Source organism: Thauera humireducens (genome assembly GCF_001051995.2).
Lineage (GTDB): Bacteria > Pseudomonadota > Gammaproteobacteria > Burkholderiales > Rhodocyclaceae > Thauera > Thauera humireducens.
In genome coordinates this window covers 3,456,889-3,478,898 of sequence record NZ_CP014646.1, presented here as the reverse complement: position 1 = coordinate 3,478,898, position 22,010 = coordinate 3,456,889, and the positions used below count along the sequence as shown (strand labels likewise).

Annotated in this window: 20 protein-coding genes; 6 read left to right on the top strand and 14 right to left on the bottom strand. The window is 66.8% G+C overall.

All coding sequences use genetic code 11. The features are described from left to right. Nucleotides 1–153: 153 nt before the first annotated feature. Both AC731_RS16150 and AC731_RS16145 read right to left on the bottom strand, forming a co-directional pair. A complete protein-coding gene (locus AC731_RS16150) occupies nucleotides 154–1,485 on the bottom strand; it encodes an MFS transporter (RefSeq protein WP_048707616.1) in 1,332 nt (443 codons plus the stop codon). Between the two features lie 79 nt (nucleotides 1,486–1,564). Next, entirely contained in the window at nucleotides 1,565–3,160 is a 1,596-nt protein-coding gene (locus tag AC731_RS16145; RefSeq protein ID WP_048707614.1) for a GMC family oxidoreductase, read from the bottom strand. 260 nt (nucleotides 3,161–3,420) lie between these two features. Here AC731_RS16145 and AC731_RS16140 point away from each other — a divergent pair, with 260 nt between their 5' ends. Then, nucleotides 3,421–4,272, top strand: coding sequence for an IclR family transcriptional regulator (locus AC731_RS16140; protein WP_048707611.1), 852 nt, complete (start codon nucleotides 3,421–3,423; stop codon nucleotides 4,270–4,272). Between the two features lie 13 nt (nucleotides 4,273–4,285). On the opposite strand, the gene AC731_RS16135 is transcribed toward AC731_RS16140, so the two are convergent. The 5 genes from AC731_RS16135 to xsc all read right to left on the bottom strand — a co-directional run bounded on the left by AC731_RS16135 (nucleotide 4,286) and on the right by xsc (nucleotide 11,355). Continuing rightward, nucleotides 4,286–5,542 (bottom strand): putative Na+/H+ antiporter, encoded by a 1,257-nt coding sequence (locus tag AC731_RS16135; RefSeq protein WP_048707609.1) that lies wholly within the window; start codon nucleotides 5,540–5,542, stop codon nucleotides 4,286–4,288. Nucleotides 5,543–5,550: 8 nt separating this feature from the next. Further along, on the bottom strand, nucleotides 5,551–6,303 hold the full coding sequence (locus AC731_RS16130; protein ID WP_048707607.1) for a sulfite exporter TauE/SafE family protein: 753 nt from the start codon (nucleotides 6,301–6,303) through the stop codon (nucleotides 5,551–5,553). 86 nt (nucleotides 6,304–6,389) lie between these two features. Continuing rightward, nucleotides 6,390–8,270, bottom strand: coding sequence for a methyl-accepting chemotaxis protein (locus AC731_RS16125; protein ID WP_048707604.1), 1,881 nt, complete (start codon nucleotides 8,268–8,270; stop codon nucleotides 6,390–6,392). Nucleotides 8,271–8,326: 56 nt separating this feature from the next. Then, on the bottom strand, nucleotides 8,327–9,343 hold the full coding sequence (gene pta / locus AC731_RS16120; protein ID WP_048707602.1) for a phosphate acetyltransferase: 1,017 nt from the start codon (nucleotides 9,341–9,343) through the stop codon (nucleotides 8,327–8,329). A gap of 188 nt (nucleotides 9,344–9,531) precedes the next feature. After that, on the bottom strand, nucleotides 9,532–11,355 hold the full coding sequence (gene xsc / locus AC731_RS16115) for a sulfoacetaldehyde acetyltransferase (protein WP_237266548.1): 1,824 nt from the start codon (nucleotides 11,353–11,355) through the stop codon (nucleotides 9,532–9,534). A 162-nt stretch (nucleotides 11,356–11,517) separates the two neighbouring features. Between xsc and AC731_RS16110 the strand changes: the two genes are divergently transcribed. Beyond that, nucleotides 11,518–12,339: an IclR family transcriptional regulator gene (locus AC731_RS16110; protein WP_048707599.1), complete on the top strand. Its 822-nt coding sequence runs from the start codon at nucleotides 11,518–11,520 to the stop codon at nucleotides 12,337–12,339. 31 nt (nucleotides 12,340–12,370) lie between these two features. Continuing rightward, nucleotides 12,371–13,624: a D-amino acid dehydrogenase gene (locus AC731_RS16105; protein WP_048707596.1), complete on the top strand. Its 1,254-nt coding sequence runs from the start codon at nucleotides 12,371–12,373 to the stop codon at nucleotides 13,622–13,624. A gap of 96 nt (nucleotides 13,625–13,720) precedes the next feature. On the opposite strand, the gene AC731_RS16100 is transcribed toward AC731_RS16105, so the two are convergent. The 6 genes from AC731_RS16100 to AC731_RS16075 all read right to left on the bottom strand — a co-directional run bounded on the left by AC731_RS16100 (nucleotide 13,721) and on the right by AC731_RS16075 (nucleotide 18,536). After that, a complete protein-coding gene (locus AC731_RS16100; protein ID WP_048707593.1) occupies nucleotides 13,721–14,686 on the bottom strand; it encodes a D-2-hydroxyacid dehydrogenase in 966 nt (321 codons plus the stop codon). A 38-nt stretch (nucleotides 14,687–14,724) separates the two neighbouring features. Continuing rightward, on the bottom strand, nucleotides 14,725–15,855 hold the full coding sequence (locus tag AC731_RS16095; RefSeq protein ID WP_048710263.1) for a trans-sulfuration enzyme family protein: 1,131 nt from the start codon (nucleotides 15,853–15,855) through the stop codon (nucleotides 14,725–14,727). Between the two features lie 126 nt (nucleotides 15,856–15,981). Further along, complete coding sequence (locus AC731_RS16090; RefSeq protein WP_082794421.1) at nucleotides 15,982–16,698, bottom strand: pirin family protein; 717 nt, start codon at nucleotides 16,696–16,698, stop codon at nucleotides 15,982–15,984. A gap of 76 nt (nucleotides 16,699–16,774) precedes the next feature. Then, nucleotides 16,775–17,350, bottom strand: coding sequence for a YceI family protein (locus AC731_RS16085; RefSeq protein WP_048707590.1), 576 nt, complete (start codon nucleotides 17,348–17,350; stop codon nucleotides 16,775–16,777). 61 nt (nucleotides 17,351–17,411) lie between these two features. After that, nucleotides 17,412–17,969 carry a YceI family protein gene (locus AC731_RS16080; protein ID WP_048707587.1) on the bottom strand — a complete coding sequence of 186 codons (558 nt, stop codon included), beginning with the start codon at nucleotides 17,967–17,969 and terminating at the stop codon, nucleotides 17,412–17,414. A 30-nt stretch (nucleotides 17,970–17,999) separates the two neighbouring features. Beyond that, complete coding sequence (locus tag AC731_RS16075) at nucleotides 18,000–18,536, bottom strand: cytochrome b (protein ID WP_048707585.1); 537 nt, start codon at nucleotides 18,534–18,536, stop codon at nucleotides 18,000–18,002. A 138-nt stretch (nucleotides 18,537–18,674) separates the two neighbouring features. Between AC731_RS16075 and AC731_RS16070 the strand changes: the two genes are divergently transcribed. Both AC731_RS16070 and AC731_RS16065 read left to right on the top strand, forming a co-directional pair. Further along, a complete protein-coding gene (locus AC731_RS16070) occupies nucleotides 18,675–19,565 on the top strand; it encodes a LysR family transcriptional regulator (RefSeq protein ID WP_048707582.1) in 891 nt (296 codons plus the stop codon). A 97-nt stretch (nucleotides 19,566–19,662) separates the two neighbouring features. Next, nucleotides 19,663–20,682, top strand: a complete 1,020-nt coding sequence (locus AC731_RS16065) for a sulfate ABC transporter substrate-binding protein (RefSeq protein ID WP_048707579.1) — start codon at nucleotides 19,663–19,665, stop codon at nucleotides 20,680–20,682. Nucleotides 20,683–20,733: 51 nt separating this feature from the next. On the opposite strand, the gene AC731_RS16060 is transcribed toward AC731_RS16065, so the two are convergent. Beyond that, nucleotides 20,734–20,994: a hypothetical protein gene (locus AC731_RS16060; RefSeq protein ID WP_048707576.1), complete on the bottom strand. Its 261-nt coding sequence runs from the start codon at nucleotides 20,992–20,994 to the stop codon at nucleotides 20,734–20,736. A 139-nt stretch (nucleotides 20,995–21,133) separates the two neighbouring features. Between AC731_RS16060 and cysT the strand changes: the two genes are divergently transcribed. Then, entirely contained in the window at nucleotides 21,134–22,009 is an 876-nt protein-coding gene (gene cysT, locus AC731_RS16055) for a sulfate ABC transporter permease subunit CysT (RefSeq protein WP_048707572.1), read from the top strand. The last annotated feature ends 1 nt before the right edge of the window (nucleotide 22,010 follow it).

Sequence of the window (22,010 nt, the reverse complement as noted above, 5' to 3'; positions counted from 1 at the left end):
AGCGCCTCCCTGCTCACCACCATGAGCCGAGAGAATAAGACGAGGCGAGTTCTCAATCACCCCTATCCATAAAACCAATTGTTATAAGCCAGCCAAAAGAACTCGGGGCCTGGGTCAGACATCCCCAGGCCCCGAGCGCTGCTAAGGCTTTGCTCAGATCGCCGTCCGTTCCCTCACGACCGCGTTCGCGAGATTACGGCTCTTGTCGCGACCGATCCACAGTGCGGAGAGCGCACTGACGATGCCGGCAAAGAGAACGTACGCGCAGATCAGCCAGGGCTCTCCGCCACCGCGCTGCAGCAGGTACGTCGCGATGATCGGCGTGATGCCGCTGGCGAAGATGCCGGAGAACTGATAGACGAAGGAGATCCCCGAATAGCGCACACGGGCGTCGAACAGTTCCGAGAACAGGGCGGCTTCCGGGCCGTAGACCGACGCATAGAACACGCCGAACGGGATGATGATCGACAGCCACACCACCAGCAGGCTGCCGTCGCTGTGCTTCATGAACCAGAACCCGGCGAACGCCGACAGCCCGGTCAGCAGCGACCCCCAGAAGTAGATGCGCGTCCTGCCGATGCGGTCCGACAGGCCCCCGAACAGCGGGATCGTGACCACCATCACCAGCGCCGCGGCCATCACCCCGAGCAGCGCATCGGTACGTGAGAGTTCGAGCGTCTGGGTCAGGTAGGCGATCGAGAACACCCCGAAGATGTTGAAGAACACGCCGTCGATGTAGCGGGCCCCCATGCCGGCGAGTACGTTGCGCGGATACTTGGTGATGACTTCCTTGATCGGCAGCTTGATCTCCTGACCCGTCGCCTTGACCTTGGCGAACTCCGGCGTCTCCATCACATTGAGGCGGATGTACATTCCGACCGCGACCAGCAGGAAGGACAGCAGGAAGGCGATCCGCCATCCCCAGGCCAGGAACTGCTCGTCGGATAGGAGCGAGGACAGCAGCGCTACCACACCCGAGGCCATGCACAGCCCCAAGGCAAGTCCGATTTGGGGAATGCTCGCGTAGAAGCCGCGCTTGTTCTTCGGTGCATACTCGAAGGCCATCAGCACCGCCCCGCCCCACTCGCCACCGAGACCAATGCCCTGGGCGATACGCAGGATGAGCAGCAGCACCGGCGCCCAGAGGCCGATCTGGTCGTAGGTTGGGACCAGGCCGATCAACACCGTCGCGACCCCCATGATCATCAAGGTCAGCACCAGCATGCTCTTGCGCCCGACCTTGTCGCCAAAATGACCGAAGATGACGCCACCGAGCGGGCGGCTTATGAAGCCGACCGCGAACGTCCCGTACGCCAGCATCGTCGACACGAGCGGATCGCCGGTCGGGAAGTAGAGCTTGTTGAAGACGATTCCGGCGACGACGCCGTAGAGGAAAAAGTCGTACCACTCGATCGTCGCGCCGATCAGACTGGCGCTTACGACCCGCCTGACCTCCTTCGCATCCTTCTTCGTCGATTGATCCATCGATGTCTCCTAATAATTATGGTTGGCAAGGCTCTTCAACTACCGGGGGAGTCCGGCCTGGGAGGCAGGGCCCACGGGATTACGCGGCATCCGCGAGGATCATGTCGGCGGCCTTTTCACCGATCATGATGGTTGGCGCGTTGGTGTTCCCCGAGACCAGCTCGGGCATGATCGAAGCGTCGGCAACCCGGAGGCCTGCCAGGCCGCGGACCCTGAGCCGCGCATCGACGACCGCCAGCTCGTCGCGCCCCATCTTGCAGGTTCCAGCGGGGTGGTAAATCGACTGGCTGTGACGACGAGCGGCCTCGAGCAGCTCGGAATCGCTCGCGAATTGGGCGCCTGGAACGAACTCCGAGATGATGTGGGGCCGGAGCGCATCGGCCTGGGCAATGCGGCGCGCGACCTTGACGCCGCCAATGACAACCGGATGGTCCCGCTCGTCGCCGAGGTAGTTGGCATGTATTGCCGGATAACTGAGCGGATCCGGCGAACGGATCTCGATGTGACCTCGACTCCACGGACGGAGCTGGCACACCGAGGCGGTGAAGGCCGAGAACGGATGGGCGCCCTCGCCCGGCTTGTCGGCCGATAGCGGCTGCATGTGGAACTGGATATCCGGCCGCGCCACGTCCGGCGACGAACGCGTGAAGATCGCGACCTGGCTCGCGGCCAAGGTGAGCGGGCCGGTGCGCGAGAACATGTACTGCAGACCGATCCACAGCTTGCGCAAGGGACTGTTGACCTCGTCGTTGAGGGTCCGCTCGCGGGTCTTGAACACTAGCCGGACCTGCAGATGATCCTGCAGGTTGCGACCGACGCCGGGCAGCGCATGCACGACGGGGACACCAGCGCGCTGCAGCACATCGGCGGGCCCGACCCCCGACAATTGCAGGATCTGCGGCGAGCCGATCGCGCCGGCCGACAGCACGACCTCATTGCGCGCCCGTGCAATGCGCCGCACACCGCCCTGCAGATACTCGACGCCGACGGCGCGCTTGCCCTCGATGACGACGCGCAGGGTCTGCGCACCGGTCTCGACACGCAGGTTCGGGCGCTTCATCGCCGGCCGCAGGAATCCCTTCGCAGTGCTCCAACGAAAACCCTTGTAGGCCGTCTGCTGGAAGTAGCCGACGCCCTCCTGGCGCTCGCCGTTGTAATCCTCGTTGTAGGGGATGCCGATCTCCTGGGCCGCCTTGATGAAATGATCGGCAATCGGTCGGCGCAGGCGTAGATCTGAAACCTTCAGCGGTCCGCCCACACCGTGGTATTGGCTCGCACCACGCTCCTGGTCCTCGGACTTCTTGAAGTAGGGCAGGACCTCGTCGAAGCTCCAGCCCTCGTTGCCCAACTCCACCCAGCGGTCGTAGTCCTCACGTTGGCCACGCACATAGAGCAGGCCGTTGAGCGAGCTGGACCCTCCCAGAACCTTGCCACGCGGCCACTGAATCTGGCGACCCGCAACCTTCTCGTCGGGCTCGGTCCGGTAACACCAGTCGAGCTTCGGGTTATGCATGGTCTTGAAATAGCCGACCGGTACGTGGATCCAGGGATTCGTGTCGCGGCCGCCGGCCTCGAGCAGCAGCACCTGGTTACGTCCGTCGGCACTGAGCCGATTCGCCAGCACGCAACCAGCGGAGCCGGCGCCGACGACGATGTAATCGACTTCGATGGACATCAGGAAAGGCCTCCTCGTGATATTGCAGATCAGTACGACCGTCGGTTTTGAAATGTTGCGTTTCAAAACCTCGTATCGTTAATATTGATCCGCTCATAAAGGAAGCAAAGAAAAAACCGCAGCGCACGCCCGAAGTGCAACGTAAGCGCGGAAAAGTGGACCAGAACGTGCGCAACGAGAGACGGCGCGCCGACGCCGCAGCCAGGGCGTCGGCGCGATCCATGCAGACCCCACGCCCCTAACATGCAGACAGGCGAAACATGAAAAACACCCCGTCAACCAGTTCTTCCCGGCCGTCCCCCAATCGAAAGGCCGCAGGAAGGGACGCGCGGGACGTCGACGACGGCCCTGGCGACGACATCCGCCGGCTGCGTGCCCTGACCGTCCTGGAACACCTGACAGAGTCTCCCCAGCCGCTCACCCTGGCCCAGCTCGCACACCTGATGCAGGCGCCGAAGAGCACCGTGATGCGCCTGCTGCGCGCGATGGAGGTCGAGGGCTACGTGCTGCACCTGCCGGCCGAGCGCGGCTTCGTGGCGGGAACGCGCGCCACGACGCTCGCCTTGCGCACCCTGCGCGGCTCGAACATGCGTCGCGAATGCCGGGCGGTACTGCGTAACCTGGTCGACAAGCTCGGGGAAACCTGCAACCTCACCGTTCCCGACGCAGGCCGGGTGCTCTATGTCGAGCGCGTCGAGACGACCGAACCCCTGCGCATGCACCTGCAGCCCGGCACCTTCGTGCCGATGCATTGCACAGCCAGCGGCAAGCTCTTCCTGGCCTCGATGTCCCTGCTGGAACGCCGCCGACTGCTGGCCAACCTCACCCTGACGCGCCATTCGCCGCGCACACTGATAGACCCGGCGGTGCTCGAAGCCGAGCTCGCGCGCAACGCCAAACTGGGCCTCGGCATCGATAACGAGGAATTCGTACGCGGAATGATCGCGGTCGCGGTTCCGGTGCTCGGTGAAGGCGGCAAGGCGGTTGCGGCGATTGCCTGCCACGCGCCGACAGCGCGCGTCTCGCTCGACGACTTGATGGCCAAGGTGTCGAACATGCGCATCGCCGCGGAGGTCATGCGCACCGTTCTGTTTCCGACGCCCGGCGCATAGCGCGGGCAGCGGCTCACAACAGCCTGAACGCCAGCACCGCGACCAGCGTCGGCGGCAGGGCGGTGACCAGCAGACCGAGGGGGTTGATCGCTTCCTGGTCGAAATGCCCGCGCAGAATCGCGAACCCTGCCGGATTGGGCGCATTGGCGATGACCGTGAGCCCGCCGCCGGTCACCGCACCGGCGACGAGGGCATGCCGGAAGGCGGTGTCGGTGCCCTCGACCAGCGAACCGAGATAGGTCAGCGCCGCATTGTCGGTGATGGCGGTCAGCAGCGCTGCGCCGTAGAACAGCACATCCGCATCCATGCCCGCGAGCAGGTCCTGCAGCCACCACTGCTGCTGCGCGCCGAGGGTCACCAGGCCGGCGAGGAAGAAGGCCACCAGCAAGCCTTCGCGCAGCATCAGCCGGTCGTGGTGATGGCGGTAGCCTTCGGCCACGCCGAGGAACAGCAGGAACAGGCCGATGAAGACCTCGGGGTGGTGGGCGAAATAGACGATGCCGGCCAGAAAGCCGACATGGACCGCGATCAGCGCGGTGGGCACCGTGCAGCGTCCGGTCTCGGGACGCAGACCCAGTCCCTGCAGCTCGCGCCTGAACAGCCAGGCGGCGACTGCGGCGTTGATGATCACGGCGACCGCAGCCTTCGAGCCGAAATGGCCGAACATGTACCACAGGTCCCAGTCCCAGCGCGCGGCAACCATGAGCACCGGAGGCGCGGCGAAATGGGTCAGCGTGCCGCCGATGGAAACGTTCACGAACAGCGTGCCCAGGGTCACGTACTTGAGCCCGTGCGAAATGCGTTGTGAATAGATGTTGTCGCGCAGCATCAAGGCCGCAAGCGTCATTGCCGCCGGCTCGGTGATGAAGGAGCCGAGCAAGGGCACGACCGAAAGGCACACGAAATAGAACGCCAGGCCATCGGCGACCGGCACGTAGCGCGCGAGCGCGCGGCACACGCCTGCACACAGCTGCAGGATCGGCCGGCTGGCGGCGACCACCATGATGACGAAGACGAAGGCGGGTTCGGTGTAGTTGAGACCTTCAAGATACCCGGTGGCCGAACCCGCCCCGCTGGCGAAGAGCATGAAGCCCAGCAGCACGAAGGCCCAGAAGCCGAACACCACCTCGACCTCTCCGAGCAGATGCCAGATCCCCGCATGGGCTGGCGTCTGGTGGGCGAGGCGTTCGAAGTGCTTGGTCAGGAAGGTGTGCAGCACGGCGGTCGCGAAGAGCGCCGTGCCGACGACTTGAAGCAGGGTCGGCGTCATCGTCAGGGCTAGCGGAACAGGGTGTTGAAGACGAGCCCGCCGCCGATCACGATCAGCACACCGAAGGCGATGCGCCGCATCGTGAGCTGCGAGAACGGGGGTGGATAGCGCCGCCCTGCCAGGGTGGCCAGGGCCACCAGCGGCACGGTGAAACCGATCAGCACCCAGACCTCGGGGGTGAATGTCCCCTGGGTGCCGGCGAAGATGGTCCGCGTTCCGGCGGTGAAGGCGAAGGTCAGCAACAGCATGTTGCGCACCGTCGCCAGGTCGAAGGGCTGACGGTAGAAATGGAAGATGACCGGCGGCCCCGCCATGCCGAACAGCCCGCCGAACAGGCCCGAGAGGAAGCCGCTGAGGAAGAAGCTGCCGTTCGACGAACGCTGGGTGAGCGGCGCGGGCCGCAGCATGAACACGATGCCGCTGTAGATGATGGTGAGTCCGAGGAGCAGCTGCAGCAGCGTCGAGGCGGTCGCACTCATGTATTCGAGCAGCAGCACGCCCGCGACCGTCGAAGGCAGCACGCCTGCCAGCACATAGCGTGCGGCCGGCCAGTCGATGTGATGCAGCTTGCCCGGCAGCGCCACTGCGCTGTTCATCAAGGTGACGAGGCTGATGATGGCTGCCACCAGGGCAATCGGCGCAAGGCCGAAGCCGCTGGTGACACCGATGACGATCATCCCGAGTCCGAAGCCGGTCACGGTCTGGAAGTACGTGCCAATCGCGATCACGCCCAACAGGGCCGCAGCAGTCTCGATGCTCATCGCTTCACCTCCGTGGATTCAAGAGTGCCCGCGTCATGGGCTTCGGGCGCCGTCCGGATGGCCTGCCCGCCGAGGGCCATGGTCGCTCAGACCTTGAATTGACCCAGCAACGCGTCCTGGTCGCGCACGCGCGCAACCATGACCTGGCAGTGGCCGACCTGACGCTCTGCGCCCTCGGCCACTTCGCGACCAATGTCGCGGATCACGCAGGTGTTACGGTCGATCTCGCGTGCAGTCGCGCTCTGCTGCTGGGCGAGCTCGGCAATGCGCAGGTTCATCGTGCTGATGTGGGTGATCGCATCGCGCACACGGGCGAGAATGTCGTTCGCGGTTTCGGCCTCGACGGCGGTCCGCGCAGCGGTCTCGCTGCTCTGGAGCATGCGGCTTTCGGCTTGCTGCACGCCGGTACGCAACTCCTCGATGATGCCGCGGATGTCACGCGTCGACTCCTGCGTCAGCGCCGCGAGGTTGCGCACCTCGTCGGCAACGACGGCAAAACCGCGGCCGGCTTCGCCCGCCCGTGCCGCCTCGATCGCGGCGTTTAGCGCGAGCAGGTTGGTCTGATCTGCGATGCCGGTGATCTTGGCGAGAATCGACTCGATGCTCTGGCTCAGGCGCACCAGCTCGTTGATCGAGTGGCTGGTGGCACCCATCTCCCCGGCGAGCTGGCGAATGGCCGCCGTCGAACTCGACACCACGCGCACCCCTTCCCCCGTCTCGTCATGCGCTGCGACGGCAGCCTGCGCGGCCTCCTGGGCATGGACGGCGACGTTTTCCGCGGCGGAGCTCATCTCGTTCATTGCGCCGACCAGCCGCTCGAGCTCGTCCATCTGCCGGCGCAGGCGCCCGGCGGCATGGTCGGCCTCTGTCGAGGTATGGGCGCTCGCCTCGCCGAGCTGCTGCGCGCTGCCCTTGACCTTGCGGATCAGCGCCTGCAGGTGGGTGACAAAGCCGTTGAACGCACGCGACACATCCGAGATCTCGTCGCGCCCCGTTTCACCGAGCCGGCGGGTGAGGTCACCCTCGCCGCGATTGACCTCTTCCAGCGCGTGGTGCAGCCGCGCGAGCGGGTGGAGCAGACGGCCCATCAGCACCGCCAGCACGAGCATGCTCAGGAGCACCCCAACCACGGTGCCGGCGATCGCGCGCTGGCTCAGTGCGTCGGCCTCGGCCATCAGCACCGCCTCGTCGAGCACGATGCCGACGAACCAGTCCATGCCGGTGAGCCCGGTCAGCGGAGTAAACGACACCAGCAGATGTCGGCCGCCGCCCGTCGTCTCCGCAAGCGCCTTGTCGAGCGCGGGCTGTGCGCCATCGAAGAGCTCCGCATAGGGCTTGCCGTTGAGCGCCGCGTCGGGATGGGAAATGATGCGCCCGTCACGCGTCATCAGGAAGGCATGGCCCGCGCCGTTGAAGTCGAGCGTGTTGATCGCCTCGGCGATCGTCTTGAGGCTCAGGTCGCCCCCGAAGGCGCCCATGAAACGGCCACGGTCGCTGAGCCGGGCCACCGCGGAGATCAGGATCTCTCCGCTGGCCGCGTCCGGATAGGGTTCGGTGAGGACCGCGCGTTCGGACCGCTGCGCCAGTGCGTACCAGGGCCGCTTGCGCGCATCCCAGCCGGGCGGGTCCCAACTCGGCGTATTGGTGATGCGCGCACCATCGCTGTCGAGTCCGCCGAAGACCAGCAGGAATTGCTCGCGCAGCAGCGGCCGGTCGAACACACGCTGGATCTGGGCGGCACCGAAGTCCGCATCGATGCTCTGTGCCGCCATGTCCATGAGATTGAGCTTGGCATTCAGCCAATGCTCGATCTGGCGCGCCAGGCCGGTGCCGGCCTCGCCGATGCTGGCCTCGGCTTGCGCGCGCAGGCTGGCACGCACCTGAGCGACCTGCAGGAACGACAGCAGGCTGAGGGTGACGAACAGCAGGAGGGCGCCGGCGGCACCCACCTTGTAGGATATTCTCATGATGTCTCCTCCCTGCCCGAAACCGGGCCAGCGGGCGCAAACGCCCGCTACTGCACTCAGCGGGCCGCTCTTGCGGCGGCCTCCTGTGCCTGCACGACGGTCACGGCGATGACATGGAACACGTCTTCCGCGCTGCAGCCGCGCGACAGGTCGTTGGCGGGTTTGGCCAGACCTTGCAGCAGCGGTCCGATCGCCACCGCGCCCCCCACCCGCTCGGCCAGCTTGTAGCCGATGTTGCCGGCCTCGAGGTTGGGGAAGACGAGCACGTTCGCCCTGCCCTTGACCTGCGAGTGCGGCAGCTTGCGGTTGGCGATCTCGGCGACGATCGCGGCGTCGAGCTGGACGTCACCGTCGATCGCCAGCCCGGGACGCAGCGCCTTGACGCGCTCGGCCGCGGCGACGACCTTGTCCACCGCGGCATGCTTGGCGCTGCGGCTCGTGGAGAAGGACAGCATCGCCACTCGCGGCTCCTCGTCGAGCAGGTTGCGCGCACTGTCGGCGGCCGCCATCGCGATCTCGGACAACTCCTCGGCGTTGGGATCGACCACCAGACCGCAGTCGGAGAAGATCAGCCCGCCCTTGAGGCTGTGGAAAGGCTCGCACAGCATCATCAGGAAGAAGCTCGACACGAGCTTGAATGAGGGATCGGTGCCGATCACCTGGATCGCGGTCCGCACCACGTCGGCGGTGGTGTGCACCGCGCCTGCCACCGAGCCGTCGGCGTCGCCCATGCGCACCATGAGGTTGGCGAACACGAGCGGCTTGCGGACCTCCTCCGCAGCCGCAGCGCGCGTCAGGCCCTTCTTCTCGCGCAGCCTGAACAGTTCCTCGGCATACCCCGCGGACAAGGGCGAATCGACCGGATCGATCAGGGTCATGCCGCTCAGGTCGATGGCCTCGTTCTCCGCCACCTGGGTGATGCGGGCACGATCGCCAACCAGAAGGATGCGCGCCGTACCCTCGCGCGTCGCGCGCAGCGCGGCCTGCAGCACGCGCGGATCATCGCCTTCGCACAGCACGATGCGGCCAGGCCTGGCGCGGGCACGATCGATGATTCGATTGATGGCCTTCATGATTCAGGATCCTCGTAATCCCGTCCTGCGCACGCGGGAGCGGGAAAAGATGCCGGCCGCCAGGGCCGCATGCCCTGGCGCCGGCCAAGCTCAATCCCAGGGGGAGGGAGGGAGTGGATTGAGCGGAGGAGCCCGCCGCACCCTGGCCTTTGGGCAGTGCGCGGCGGGAGTTCGGACAGCAGGCGCGCTCAGACGTAGTCCTTGTACTTCTCCAGGAAGCGCACCGGCTTGGAGAGCGCGTCACGACGGAACGGGTCGCCCAGCTCGCGCGTGCACATGATCTCGATGATCGTCGTCTTGCCGTGGTTCATCTGCAGATCGATCGCCTTCTTCAGCGCCGGACCCACGTCCTCCAGACGATCCACCGTGACCCCCTCCGCACCCATCGAGCGCGCGATCTCGGCAAAGCTCTGGTTGTCCAGCTCACCGGCCACGAAGCGACGATTGTAGAAGTCCACCTGGTTCTTCTTCTCCGCGCCCCACTGACGGTTGTGGAACACCACCGCCGTCACCGGAATGTTGTGACGCACGCAGGTCATCGTCTCCATCAGGCTCATGCCCCACGCGCCGTCGCCGGCGTACGACACCGCCGGACGGTGCGGCGCGGCCACCTTGGCGCCGATGATGGTCGGGAACGCGTAGCCGCAGTTGCCGAAGCTCATCGCCGCAAAGAAGCTCCTCGGCTTCTCGAAGCGCAGGTAGCTGTTGGCCACCGAGTTGATGTTGCCGATGTCGGTCGACACCATCACGTCTTCGGGCATCGCCTTCTCCAGCTCGCGCAGCACCTGACGCGGGTGCAGGTACTCGCCGCCCGAGAACGGCTTCTCCTTGGCGTTCTCTTCGATCATGTCCAGGCTGAACGGGTCGCGCTCGTGCGTCCACTCGTCCAGCTCCTTCTCCCACGCCGCCTTCTCGGCCTGGATCTTCTCGAAGCGCTGCTCGCGCGTCGCGTCGCAGTCGAGCTCGCGCCCGGTCAGGCGCCATGCCAGGGCCTTGGCCGCCGCCTTGGCGTCGCCGCAGATGCCCACCGAGATCTTCTTCACCAGACCCAGCATCTTGTTGTCCGCGTCGATCTGGATGATCTTCGCGTTCTTCGGCCAGTAGTCCATGCCGTGCTGCGGCAGCGTGCCGAACGGCCCCAGGCGCGAGCCCAGCGCCACCACCACGTCAGCCTGGCTGATCAGCTTCATCGCCGCCTTCGAGCCCTGGTAGCCCAGCGGGCCGCACCACAGCGGGTGGCTCGCCGGGAACGAGTCGTTGTGCAGGTAGCTGTTGACCACCGGCGCGCCCAGCCGCTCGGCCAGCGCCTTGCACTCCTCGACCGCGTCGGCCATCACCACGCCGCCGCCCGAGATGATCACCGGGAACTTGGCCTTGGCCAGCAGCTCGGCCGCTTCATTCAGGCTTTGCTCGCCACCGGCGCCGCGCTCCAGGCGCTGCGGCTTCGGAATCTCGCAGGTGATCTCGCCGTAGAAGTAGTCGCGCGGAATGTTCAGCTGCGTCGGACCCATCTCGCTCATCGCGCGGTCGAAGCAGCGGCCGGTGTACTCGGCCATGCGCGCCGGGTGCGTCACGTGGCCCTGGTACTTGGTGAACTCCTGGAACATCGGCAGCTGGTTGCATTCCTGGAACCCGCCCAGGCCCATGCCCATCGTGCCCGTCTCCGGCGTCACGATCACCACCGGGCTGTGCGCCCAGTACGCCGCGCCGATCGCCGTCACGCAGTTGCTGATCCCCGGGCCGTTCTGCCCGATCACCACGCCGTGGCGGCCCGACACCCGCGAGTAGCCGTCGGCCATGTGGCCCGCGCCCTGCTCGTGCACCACCGGAATCAGCCGGATGCCGGCCGGCGCGAAAATGTCCATCGCGTCCATGAAGGCCGAGCCCATGATGCCGAACATGTCGGTGACGCCATTGGCCACCAGAGTTTCGACGAAGGCTTCGGAGGGGGTCATCTTGGTCGGGCCGCTGGGAATCGTGCGGCCGTCGGGCAGCGTCTGGGTCTGGCTCATGGAAGGTCTCCGGTTTATGTTCGTTCAAATCGGTACAAAAAGTTCCGATATCCGAGATACGCAAACGAACTCTAGGACCCCAAAACCAAAAGGTCAACAAGAAGTTTTAAAAAACGGTACGATTCGTTCATCTTTTAGAAATAAACCATCGGAGACCTCCGCATGACCGAGAACCGGACCGACCGCTCGGAAGTGGTCAAGATCGACGGCGACACCCCCACGATGCGCCTGCTCGCCCTGCTTGAAGTGATTGCCGCCAAGGACCAACTCGTGTCCTTGCAGGGCCTGGTCGAGGAAACCGGCCTGCCCAAGCCGACGCTGCATCGCATGCTGCAGCAGCTCGAGGCCGCCGGCATGCTCCAGCGCGACAGCGACGGCCGGCAGTACGGCACCGGTGCCCGCCTGCGCCGGCTGGCCGAGAACCTGCTGCTCAACGACACCATCCATGGCGCCCGTCATGCGGTGCTGCGCCGGCTCGTCGAGGACGTGGGCGAGAGCTGCAACATCACGGCACTGTCGGGCAGCGAGGTGCTCTACCTCGACCGCGTCGAGACCGCCGCGCCGCTGCGCTTCTACCTTCATCCCGGCTCGCGGGTGCCGGCCCACTGCTCGGCGAGCGGCAAGCTGTTCCTCGCCCAGATGACGCCCGCCCAGCGCCGGCGACTGCTGGCGCATGCACCGCTGTCGCAATACACCAGCCGCACCCTGACCGAACTCGACGCACTGGAGGCGGAGATCGAACGGGTGGGCCGGGACGGTTACGCCTTCGACAACGAGGAATTCCTGCCCGGCCTGTTCTGCATCGCCGTGCTGGTGCCCTCGCCCGGTGGCCGCTCGAACATGGGCATCGCGATCCAGGCCCCGATCATGCGGATGACCGAGCGCAATGCGCTCGACTCCCTGCCCGCGCTGCGCCGCGCCGCATCGGCCCTGGCCGCGATCGAGGCCGAACACGCCACGGCCGACCAGACAGCCTGCGCCTGAAGGCGCTTCTGGGCGGAGACGGGAGACGAACGTGAAGATCGCAGTCCTCGGTGGCGGCGTGATCGGCATCACGACCGCCTGGTACCTGCGCAGCAAGGGACTGTCGGTGACGGTGTTCGAGCGCCAGCCGGGCGCGGCGCTTGAAACCAGCTTCGCCAACGGCGGGCAGATTTCGGTGTCGCACGCCGAGCCCTGGGCGAGCCCGACCACCCTGCTCAAGGCCTTGCGCTGGCTCACGCGCGAGGACGCGCCCCTGCTCTTCCGGCTGCGCGCGGAGCGCGCCCTGCTGTCGTGGTCCGCACGCTTCCTGCGCGAATGCCTGCCCTGGCGTACGCGCACGAACATTGGCCGCATCGTCGAACTTGCGCGCTACAGTCGTAGCGAACTGCAGCGCCTGCGCGCCCTGTTCGCGGACGAAGACCCGCTCGACTACCAGCAACTCGAGCGCGGCATCCTGCACATTTACACCGACCGTCGCGAATACGCGCATGCCATGCACGCCGCCACGATGCTGCGCGCCTTCGGTTGCGACCGCCGGCCGGTCGACGTCGACGCGTGCATCCACATCGAGCCCGCGCTCGCCCCCGTCCGCCATCAGCTGGTCGGCGGCGACTTCACCGCCGAAGACGAATCCGGCGACGCCCATCTGTTCACCCGCCGTCTCGCCGAACGCTGCGCCGCGGCGGGGGTCGGGTTCCGCTTCGGCACCACGGTCACCGGACTCGAGACCGAAGGCGGACGTATCGCCGCGCTGACCACGCTGCAGGGCGAACGCATCGAGGCCGACGGCTTCGTCATCGCGGCGGGAAGCCATAGCCCTGCCCTGCTCGCCCCGCTGGGCATCCATATCCCGGTCTATCCGGCCAAGGGCTACTCGGCGACCATTCCGCTGTCACCCGAGAGCATCGCGCCTCACACCAGCCTCACCGACGACGCACACAAGCTGGTCTTCTCCCGGCTCGGGGACCGGCTCCGGGTCGCAGGCACGGCCGAGTTCGACGGCTTCAACCTGCGCCCGAGCCCGGCCCGGCAGGCCGCGCTGATGCGTCGGGTCAACGCCCTTTTTCCGGCCTTGCGGCCAGCGGGTCCCGTCGCGCACTGGTGCGGGTTGCGCCCCGTCACACCGGGCAGCGTCCCCATGATCGGCCCCACCCGGCACGACAACCTGTGGTTGAACACCGGACACGGCACGCTGGGCTGGACCATGGCCTGCGGCTCGGCCGCTGCATTGAGCGACCTGATCGCCGGCATTCGGCCCGCCGTCCCGCTGACCCCCATTCACTGACTGCAGACGCGCCTGCCGCGTCACACTCACCACCGGTCGAAACACCGGGTCCATGCGCCGGGCGGCAGCGGCTGGGGCTGCGGCCCGGCACCGCCCTCAGTCGGCGTGCTCGACCAGGTTGCTCGGCCGACCGGCGACGAAGTTGTCGATGTTGTCGATCAGCTGGTCGGCTAGCGTCTGCTGCGCCTCGTCCGAGGCCCAGGCCACGTGCGGGGTCAGGATGACGTTGGGGCGAGCGGCGATGCGCATCATCGGGCCGTCGGCGGCGGGCGGCTCGCCGTCGGTGACGTCGAAGCCGGCGCCCGCGATGAGCCCTTCGTCCAGAGCCTGCACCAGCGCAGCCTCGTCCACCAGCCCGCCGCGGCCGGTGTTGATGATGAGCGGGCGCCGTGCCATGGCGCGGAATTCGGGCATCGCGATCATGCCGCGGCTCTGCGGCGTGAGCGGGCAATGCAGGGTGATGATGTCGCTGGTCGCCAGCATCTCGTCCCAGGGCGTGTACAGGCGGCCGGCGCCCGCCCTGCCCTTGCGTGCGGCGAACAGCGGCACCATGCCGAAGGCACGCGCGATGTCGGCCACACGCTGGCCCAGCACGCCTTCGCCGATGATGCCCAGGCGGGCGCCGCGCAGGTCGTGGATGGCGTGGTTGAAGAAGCAGAACTGGCCCGAGCGCTGCCATTCGCCGGCCAGCACGTCGTCACGGTAGGCGACGAGGTTGCGGCGCAGCGCCAGCATCAGCGCGAAGGTGTGTTCGGGCACGGTATTGACGGCGTAGCCGCGGATGTTGGCCACCGCGATGCCGTGCTGCTGGCAGTACGCCTTGTCGACGCAGTCGGTGCCGGTGGCGGCGACCGCGACCAGACGCAGCGCGGGCAGTTGCGCCAGCACCGCGGCGGACAGCGGCACCTTGTTGGTGATGGCGATGCTGGCACCGGCCAGGCGCTCGACGATCTGCTCGGGCACGGTCCGGTCATGGACGACCAGTTCGTGCGCGAACGCCGGGCTGCGCAGGCGGATCTGCGGCGCGATGGTCGCGCGGTCGAGGAAAACGATCTTGTGCATGGGCGTTGGGTTTGTCTTGGGGAAGGAAGGACGCGACCTCAGTCGCCCAGCGCCTGCGTCAGGTCGGCGAGCAGGTCGGCCACCGGCTCGATGCCGACCGACAGCCGCAGCAGGTCGGTGGGGCAGCGGCTGCCCGGGCCTTCGACGCTGGCGCGGTGCTCGATGAGGCTCTCGACCGAGCCGAGCGAGGTGGCGCGCTTGAACACCCGCACGCGCGCCGCCACGTCGCGGGCCCTGGCTTCGCCCTCCCTGAGCCGGATCGACAGCATGCCGCCGAAGCCGCCGTTCATCTGCTCGGCGGCGGTCGCGTGCTGCGGATGCGAAGCCAGGCCCGGATACAGCACCTGCGCGATCGCCGGGTGCGGTTCGAGCTCGGTCGCGAGCTGCAGCGCATTCGCGCAGGCAGCGCGCACCCGCAGGTGCAGCGTGCGCATGCCGCGCAGCAGCAGCCAGGCCTCGAAGGGGCCGAGGATGGCGCCGCCGAGGTTGCGCATGACGCGGATGCGCTGCCACAGCGGCGAGTCCTCGCGCGTGACCAGGGCGCCGGCGACGACGTCGGAATGGCCGTTGAGGTACTTGGTGGCCGAATGCAGCACGATGTCCGCGCCGAGCGCCAGCGGCTGGCACAGCACCGGCGTGGCCACGGTGGAATCGACCACCGTCATGGCGCCGTGCTGGCGCGCGAGCGCGGCCGCGGCGCGGATGTCGGTGAGTTCCCAGGTTGGGTTGGCGGGCGTCTCCACCCACAGCAGGCGGGTCGGCGCGGCGGCGAGCTGGCGCTCGACGTCGGCGATGTCGGCGTTGTCGTAGAAGGCGAGCTGGATACGGCCGTGCTCGGCGAGGTCCAGCAGCCACTTGCGCAGCGCCCAGTACATCGACTGCGGCGCCAGGACGCGGTCGCCCGGCTCCAGCGCCTGAAGCACCGCCGAGGCCGCGGCGTGGCCGGAGGCGAACAGCAGGGCCTGGCTGCCACCTTCGAGCTGGCGCAGCACCTCTTCCGCCTCGATGTAGGCGGGACTGCCGTCGCGCGCATACACCCGCCCGCCCGGATAGCTGCCGTCGGCCGCGCGCTCGAAGGTGCTGGCGAGGTGGATGGGCGGGACGATGTCGCGGTAGGGCTCGGCCACGCGGCCAAGGCCATGCACGGTGAGGGTTTCGAGTGAGCTCATGCGGTTCCCCTGGGTGGCGGACACGCCGGCGGGCGCGCGCACTGGATTCGGAAGGACCGCCATCCTAATCCAGCGCGCCGCGAGAGGGGGCAACGAGGAGCCAACTGAGGGGCCCCGCGCATGTGCTCAGTAGTGCGGCGTCTCGTTCGGCCGCAGGTCGAACAGCAGCACCTCGGCCTGCTCGCCCTTGGCGAATTCGATCTCGCGCGCGTCGCGCAGCTTGACCGCATCGCCTGCCGCGAGACGCTGGCCGTTAAAATCGAGGGCGCCGCGCGCCACATGCACGTAGGCGAAGCGCTTGGCCGGCAAGGTGAAGCGCTGGTGTTCCGCACCGTCGAACAGGCCGGCATACACGCGGGCGTCCTGATGCACGGACAGCGAACCCTCGGCGCCGTCGGGCGAGATGATCAGGCGCAGCCGGCCGCGTTTTTCCGCAGCGTCGAAATGCTGCTGCTGGTAGCGCGGCGCCACGCCCTTGCGGTCGGGCACGATCCAGATCTGCAGGAAATGCACCTCCTGCTCGCGCGAGGCGTTGTACTCGCTGTGGCGCACGCCGGTGCCGGCGCTCATCATCTGCACGTCGCCCGGGCGGATCACCGAGCCGGTGCCCATCGAATCCTTGTGCTCCAGCGCGCCGTCGAGGACGTAGGAGAAGATCTCCATGTCGCGGTGGCCATGGGTGTCGAAGCCCCGTCCCGGTCGCACGCGGTCCTCGTTGATCACCAGCAGGTCCGAGAACCCCAGGTGCTGCGGGTCGTAGTAGCTGCCGAAGGAAAAGCTGTGCTGCGAGTGCAGCCAGCCGAAGTTGGCGAGGCCGCGCGCAGCGGCGGGTCGAAGTTCCATGACGTCCTGATCCTGTCGTTGGCGCGGGCGTGCCGGCGGGACCGCCATCGGACGGCGCCCGTCGCGCATTGCCGCCTTATTGCTTGATCGCTTCGAGCGAGACGGTGATCGTCACCTCGTCACCCACGTTGGGCGCGTACTTGCCGGCGTTGAACTCGCTGCGCTTGATCACGGTGCTGGCGTTGGCGCCGATGGCGTCCTTCTTCAGCATCGGGTGCGGCACGGTGGTGAAGTGGGTCACCTTCAGGGTCACCGGCTTGGTCACGCCCTTGATCGTCAGCTCGCCGTCGATGCTCGCCGGCTTGTCGCCATCGAACGTGACCTTGGTCGACTTGAAGGTGGCGGTCGGGTACTTGGCGGTGTCGAGGAAGTCCTCGCCCTGGATGTGCTCGTTGAAGGTGGCGTAGCCGGTGTTCACCGAGCTCATGTCGATGGTGATGTCGACCGCGCCGGTCCTGGCCGCCTTGTCCAGCGTGACGGTGCCGGTGGTCTTCTCGAACTTCGAGATCTGCGTCGACAGGCCGAAGTGGTTGTACGAGAAGCTCGGGAAGGTGTGGGTGGGGTCGATGCCGTAGGTCTCGGGCGTGGCGAACGCGGAGGTGGCAGCGGCCGAGATGATCAGGGCGGCAGAGAGCCTGGCGATACGGTTCATGTTGAGGTCCTCTCAGGGTTGGGGGTGTTGAACGGGGTGGGGGTGTGAGCGATGCCGCGGCTCATTTCGCCGCGGCGGTGATGCGGAACTTGATCACGACGTCGTTGGCGACGACGTCAAAGGCCTTCCAGGCGCCTTCGCCGATCGAGAAGTCGCCGCGCTTGATCGTCAGGCTGCCTTCGAACACGCCAGCCTTGCCCTGCTCGGCGAAGGTGGCCGGGACGACGACGTCCCGGGTCGTGCCCTTGATCGTCAGCTTGCCGGCGACCTCGTACTTGTTGCCGCCGAGCGCCTTGACGCCGGTGGATTCGAAGCGCGCGGTGGGAAAGTCCTTGGTGTTGAACCAGGTCTTGCGCGCCGCTTCCTCGTCGCCTTCCTCGCTGCCGGTGTCGATGCTGGCGAGTTCGACCTCGATCGTGGCCGAGGCCGCCTGCGGCGCGGCAGGGTCGAAGCGGAGCTGGCTAGAGAACTTGCTAAAGGCGCCGTCCATCGACACGCCCATCTGCTGGTAGGCGAAGGCGATGCGGCTCTGGTCGGCCTGGACCTGGCTGTATTCGACGGCGTGGGCGGATGCGGCGAGGGCGAAGGTGGAGAACAGGGCGAGGGCGATGCGTTTCATGATTTCGGTCCTTTTCGATTCGGGAGGGGTTCAGTCGCGGCGGCGCGGCAGGATGCGGGTGAGCACGTCGTCCTTGTCGAGGAAGTGATGCTTGAGCGCGGCGCCGACGTGGCCGAGCAGCACGGCGATCAGCACGAAGTTCAGCACCACATGCACGGTCTGCAGCAGGTCGCCGAGCGCCTTGTCCTTGGCCAGCAGGTCGGGGATCGGCAGCACGCCGAACCACACGGTCTGGAAGCCCTTGGCCGAACTCATCAGCCAGCCGGTGAGCGGGATGGCGAACATCAGCACGTACAGCAGGTGGTGGCCGGCGTGGGCGGCGATGCGTTCGAGCGGCGCCATGTGCTGCGGCAGCGCCGGCGGGCGGTGGGTGATACGCCAGGCGAGGCGCACGACGACGAGCAGGAACACGGTGACGCCCACCCACTTGTGCCACGAGTAGATCTGCAGCTTGGTCGGCGAGAGATCCAGCCCGGTCATGTAGAAACCCAGGCCCAGCATGCCGAAGATGAGCACGGCGATGAGCCAGTGCAGGGTCTTGGCGGTGGCGGTGTAATGGGCGTTCATGGGGGCACTCATGATCCGAAGTCCTTTGACGATCTGCCCGGACCGCGGTCCGGGCAATTGCGATGACTGAACTTTAGGCGCTGGCGGCGTCGCGAAATAGGCGACAATCGAAAAATCAAAATTGCTCGGGAAGCAACAATGAACCGGCTCGATGCGATGAACCTTTTCGTGCGGGTGGCGGACCTCGGCAGCTTCGCCGCGGTGGCCAACCAGCTTGGCGTGGCCCGTTCGGTGGTCACGCGCCAGATCGCGGCGCTGGAGGAGCATCTGGGGGTCAAGCTGATGGTGCGCACCACCCGCCGGCTGACCCTGACCAGCGCGGGCGCCAGCTATCTCGACAAGTGCCGCACCATCCTCGACCTGGTGGAGAGCGCCGAGGCCGACGTGATGGAGGCGCGCCTGACGCCACGCGGCAACCTGCGCATCAGCCTGCCGCTGAGCTACGGCCTGAAGCGGATCGCCCCGCTGCTGCCCGCCTTCCTGAAGACCTATCCCGAAATCAGCCTAGCCCTCGACTTCACCGACCGCCAGATCAACCTCATCGACGAGGGCGTGGACCTGTCGATCCGCATCGCGCCGCGTCTCGACCCCGGCGACGTGGCGCGCAAGCTGGGCGAAAGCCGGCTCATCGCGGTGGCCTCGCCCGACTACCTGGCACGCCACGGCCGCCCCGCGCACCCCTCGGAACTGACCGCTCACGGCTGCCTGGGCTACTCGGCCAGGACGCAGAACCGTCCGCTCGCCTTCCTCATCGACGGCAGGATGGAGAACATTCACGTGCCCTTCCGCCTGCAGGCCAACAACGGCGACGCCCTGATGGAAGCGGCCGCGCAGGGCCTGGGCATCACCGTGCAGCCGGACTTCATCGCCAACGCCTATCTGGCGAGCGGTGCGGTGGAGCCGATCCTGGAGGGCTTCGCGCCGCCGCCGCTCGGCATCCACGCGATGCTGCCGAGCAACCGCTACCTGCCGCACCGGGTGCGCGTGCTGATCGATTTCCTCGCCAAGGGACTTGCCGCGCCGGCATAGGGCGCATCTGAATAAGTAATCCGTTTTTTCTTCGTTCAGGTCATGAAGCCGGACGGATAGATTTTCTCCATCGCAATCACCCCTGACGGAGAAATTCATGAAGTTCAGCCCCTTCCGCCGCGGCCTGCTCGCGCTTGTCCTAGCCCCGGCCCTGGCAACCGGTTTCGTTGGCAGCGCACAGGCGCAGACCACGCTGCTCAACGTCTCCTACGATCCGACGCGCGAGCTCTACCAGGCCTTCAACCCCGAGTTCACCAAGCACTGGAAAGCACAGACCGGCGAAGACCTCGTCATCAAGCAGTCGCACGGCGGCGCCGGCAAGCAGGCGCGCGCGGTGATCGACGGGCTCGAGGCCGACGTCGTCACGCTGGCGCTGGCCTACGACATCGATGCCATCGCCGAGCAGACAGGCAAGATCCCGGCCGACTGGCAGAAGCGCCTGGCGCACAACAGCGCGCCCTACACCTCGACCATCGTCTTCCTGGTGCGCAAGGGCAACCCCAAGGGCATCAAGGACTGGGGCGACCTGGTGAAGCCAGGCGTGGAGGTCATCACCCCGAACCCCAAGACCTCCGGCGGTGCACGCTGGAACTACCTCGCCGCCTGGGGCTACGCGCTCAAGCAGCCCGGCGGCAACGAGCAGACCGCGCAGACCTTCGTCACCGAACTGCTCAAGCACGTGCCGGTGCTCGACTCCGGCGCCCGCGGCGCCACCAACACCTTCGTCCAGCGCGGCATCGGCGACGTGCTGCTGGCGTGGGAGAACGAGGCCTTCCTGTCGATCAACGAGCTCGGCCCGGACAAGTTCGAGATCGTCGTGCCCTCGATCTCGATCCTCGCCGAACCGCCGGTCACGGTCGTCGACGGCGTGGCGAAGAAGCGCGGCACCGAAAAGGTCGCCCAGGCCTATCTCGAGTACCTGTACTCGCCGGTCGGTCAGAAGATCGCCGCGAAGCACTACTACCGCCCGATCAAACCCGAGCATGCCGACCCGGCCGACGTCGCCCGCTTCCCCAAGGTGAGCCTGATCACCATCGACGACCTCGGCGGCTGGCAGGCCGTGCAGAAGAAGCACTTCGCCGACGGCGGCGTGTTCGACCAGATCTACGCCAAGTAAGCGGGGTGCTCGGACCGTGACGAACCAGGCCGCCCGGCCTGGTTCGCACGATCAGGACCGACGTCGCTTCCAGAGCGAGAGCGCCCCCCAGAGCACCAGGCCCGAGAGCGCCCCCGCAACCAGCCCTGCCCAGCTGCTGACCGGCACCGGGTTGCGCACCACGATGTAGAGCAGGCCCGCCGGCAGGGCGATGCCGAAGGCGATGTTTCCGCCGTCGCCCGTGCGCACCAGCATCGCGCTGACGGCATAGAGCACGCGCAGCAAAACGACCAGCAGCAGGGCCAGCAGGAAATTGCCCGTGAAATCCGACATGCGATCCTCTCCTTGATTGCCGGCGCCATTGTAGGGGCGGGTTAGCAGCAAATCGAATAAGCAACGCTGTTTTTATTATTTTTCCAGCGATAAGCCTTGCGCCTAGACTCGATCGCATTCCCGAGTACAGGTCTTCATCATGGCTACCGCCGCCCCCTCGCTTCCTCTCCGCCCCATTTCTTCTGCCGCCCCGCCCTTTCGCGTGCTGCCGGGCTTCAACCTGACGCTCGGCTACACCCTCGGCTACCTGTCGCTGATCGTGCTGATTCCACTCGCGGCGGTGTTCCTGAAGACCGCCCAGCTGACCTTCGCCGAGTTCTGGGATGTCGTCAGCGCGCCGCGGGTGGTGGCGTCGTACAAGCTGTCCTTCGGCATGTCGCTGCTCGCCGCCGCCATCAACGCGGTGTTCGGGCTGATGCTGGCATGGGCGCTGGTGCGCTACTCCTTCCCCGGCAAGAAGCTGATCGACGCCCTGGTCGACCTGCCCTTCGCCCTGCCCACCGCGGTGGCCGGCATCTCGCTGACCGCGCTGTACGCCAAGAACGGCTGGCTCGGCCAGTTCCTCGAGCCGCTCGGCATTCAGGTGGCGTTCAAGCCGCTCGGCGTGCTGGTGGCGCTGGTCTTCATCGGCCTGCCCTTCGTGGTGCGCACGGTGCAGCCGATCCTGGAAGACCTCGACACCGAGCTGGAAGAGGCCGCCACCAGCCTCGGCGCGCAGCGCTGGCAGGCCTTCCGCCACGTGATCCTGCCCATCGTGTTGCCGGCGCTGCTGACCGGCTTCGCGCTCGCCTTCGCCCGTGCGGTGGGCGAATACGGCTCGGTCATCTTCATCGCCGGCAACATCCCCATGGTGTCGGAGATCACGCCGCTGATGATCATCACCAAGCTCGAGCAGTACGACTACACCGGCGCCACGGCGATCGCGACCGTGATGCTGATCCTGTCCTTCGCCCTGCTGCTGGTCATCAACGGCCTGCAGGCGTGGACCGCCAAACGCACCGGGAGGGACCGCTGAC

Excerpts from the sequence above, each read along its gene's own strand:
- AC731_RS16150 (WP_048707616.1), bottom strand. The coding sequence starts at position 1,485 with ATGGATCAATCGACGAAGAAGGATGCGAAGGAGGTCAGGCGGGTCGTA.
- AC731_RS16145 (WP_048707614.1), bottom strand. The coding sequence starts at position 3,160 with ATGTCCATCGAAGTCGATTACATCGTCGTCGGCGCCGGCTCCGCTGGT.
- AC731_RS16140 (WP_048707611.1), top strand. The coding sequence starts at position 3,421 with ATGAAAAACACCCCGTCAACCAGTTCTTCCCGGCCGTCCCCCAATCGA.
- AC731_RS16135 (WP_048707609.1), bottom strand. The coding sequence starts at position 5,542 with ATGACGCCGACCCTGCTTCAAGTCGTCGGCACGGCGCTCTTCGCGACC.
- AC731_RS16130 (WP_048707607.1), bottom strand. The coding sequence starts at position 6,303 with ATGAGCATCGAGACTGCTGCGGCCCTGTTGGGCGTGATCGCGATTGGC.
- AC731_RS16125 (WP_048707604.1), bottom strand. The coding sequence starts at position 8,270 with ATGAGAATATCCTACAAGGTGGGTGCCGCCGGCGCCCTCCTGCTGTTC.
- pta (WP_048707602.1), bottom strand. The coding sequence starts at position 9,343 with ATGAAGGCCATCAATCGAATCATCGATCGTGCCCGCGCCAGGCCTGGC.
- xsc (WP_237266548.1), bottom strand. The coding sequence starts at position 11,355 with ATGAGCCAGACCCAGACGCTGCCCGACGGCCGCACGATTCCCAGCGGC.
- AC731_RS16110 (WP_048707599.1), top strand. The coding sequence starts at position 11,518 with ATGACCGAGAACCGGACCGACCGCTCGGAAGTGGTCAAGATCGACGGC.
- AC731_RS16100 (WP_048707593.1), bottom strand. The coding sequence starts at position 14,686 with ATGCACAAGATCGTTTTCCTCGACCGCGCGACCATCGCGCCGCAGATC.
- AC731_RS16095 (WP_048710263.1), bottom strand. The coding sequence starts at position 15,855 with ATGAGCTCACTCGAAACCCTCACCGTGCATGGCCTTGGCCGCGTGGCC.
- AC731_RS16090 (WP_082794421.1), bottom strand. The coding sequence starts at position 16,698 with ATGGAACTTCGACCCGCCGCTGCGCGCGGCCTCGCCAACTTCGGCTGG.
- AC731_RS16085 (WP_048707590.1), bottom strand. The coding sequence starts at position 17,350 with ATGAACCGTATCGCCAGGCTCTCTGCCGCCCTGATCATCTCGGCCGCT.
- AC731_RS16080 (WP_048707587.1), bottom strand. The coding sequence starts at position 17,969 with ATGAAACGCATCGCCCTCGCCCTGTTCTCCACCTTCGCCCTCGCCGCA.
- AC731_RS16075 (WP_048707585.1), bottom strand. The coding sequence starts at position 18,536 with ATGAACGCCCATTACACCGCCACCGCCAAGACCCTGCACTGGCTCATC.
- AC731_RS16070 (WP_048707582.1), top strand. The coding sequence starts at position 18,675 with ATGAACCGGCTCGATGCGATGAACCTTTTCGTGCGGGTGGCGGACCTC.
- AC731_RS16065 (WP_048707579.1), top strand. The coding sequence starts at position 19,663 with ATGAAGTTCAGCCCCTTCCGCCGCGGCCTGCTCGCGCTTGTCCTAGCC.
- AC731_RS16060 (WP_048707576.1), bottom strand. The coding sequence starts at position 20,994 with ATGTCGGATTTCACGGGCAATTTCCTGCTGGCCCTGCTGCTGGTCGTT.
- cysT (WP_048707572.1), top strand. The coding sequence starts at position 21,134 with ATGGCTACCGCCGCCCCCTCGCTTCCTCTCCGCCCCATTTCTTCTGCC.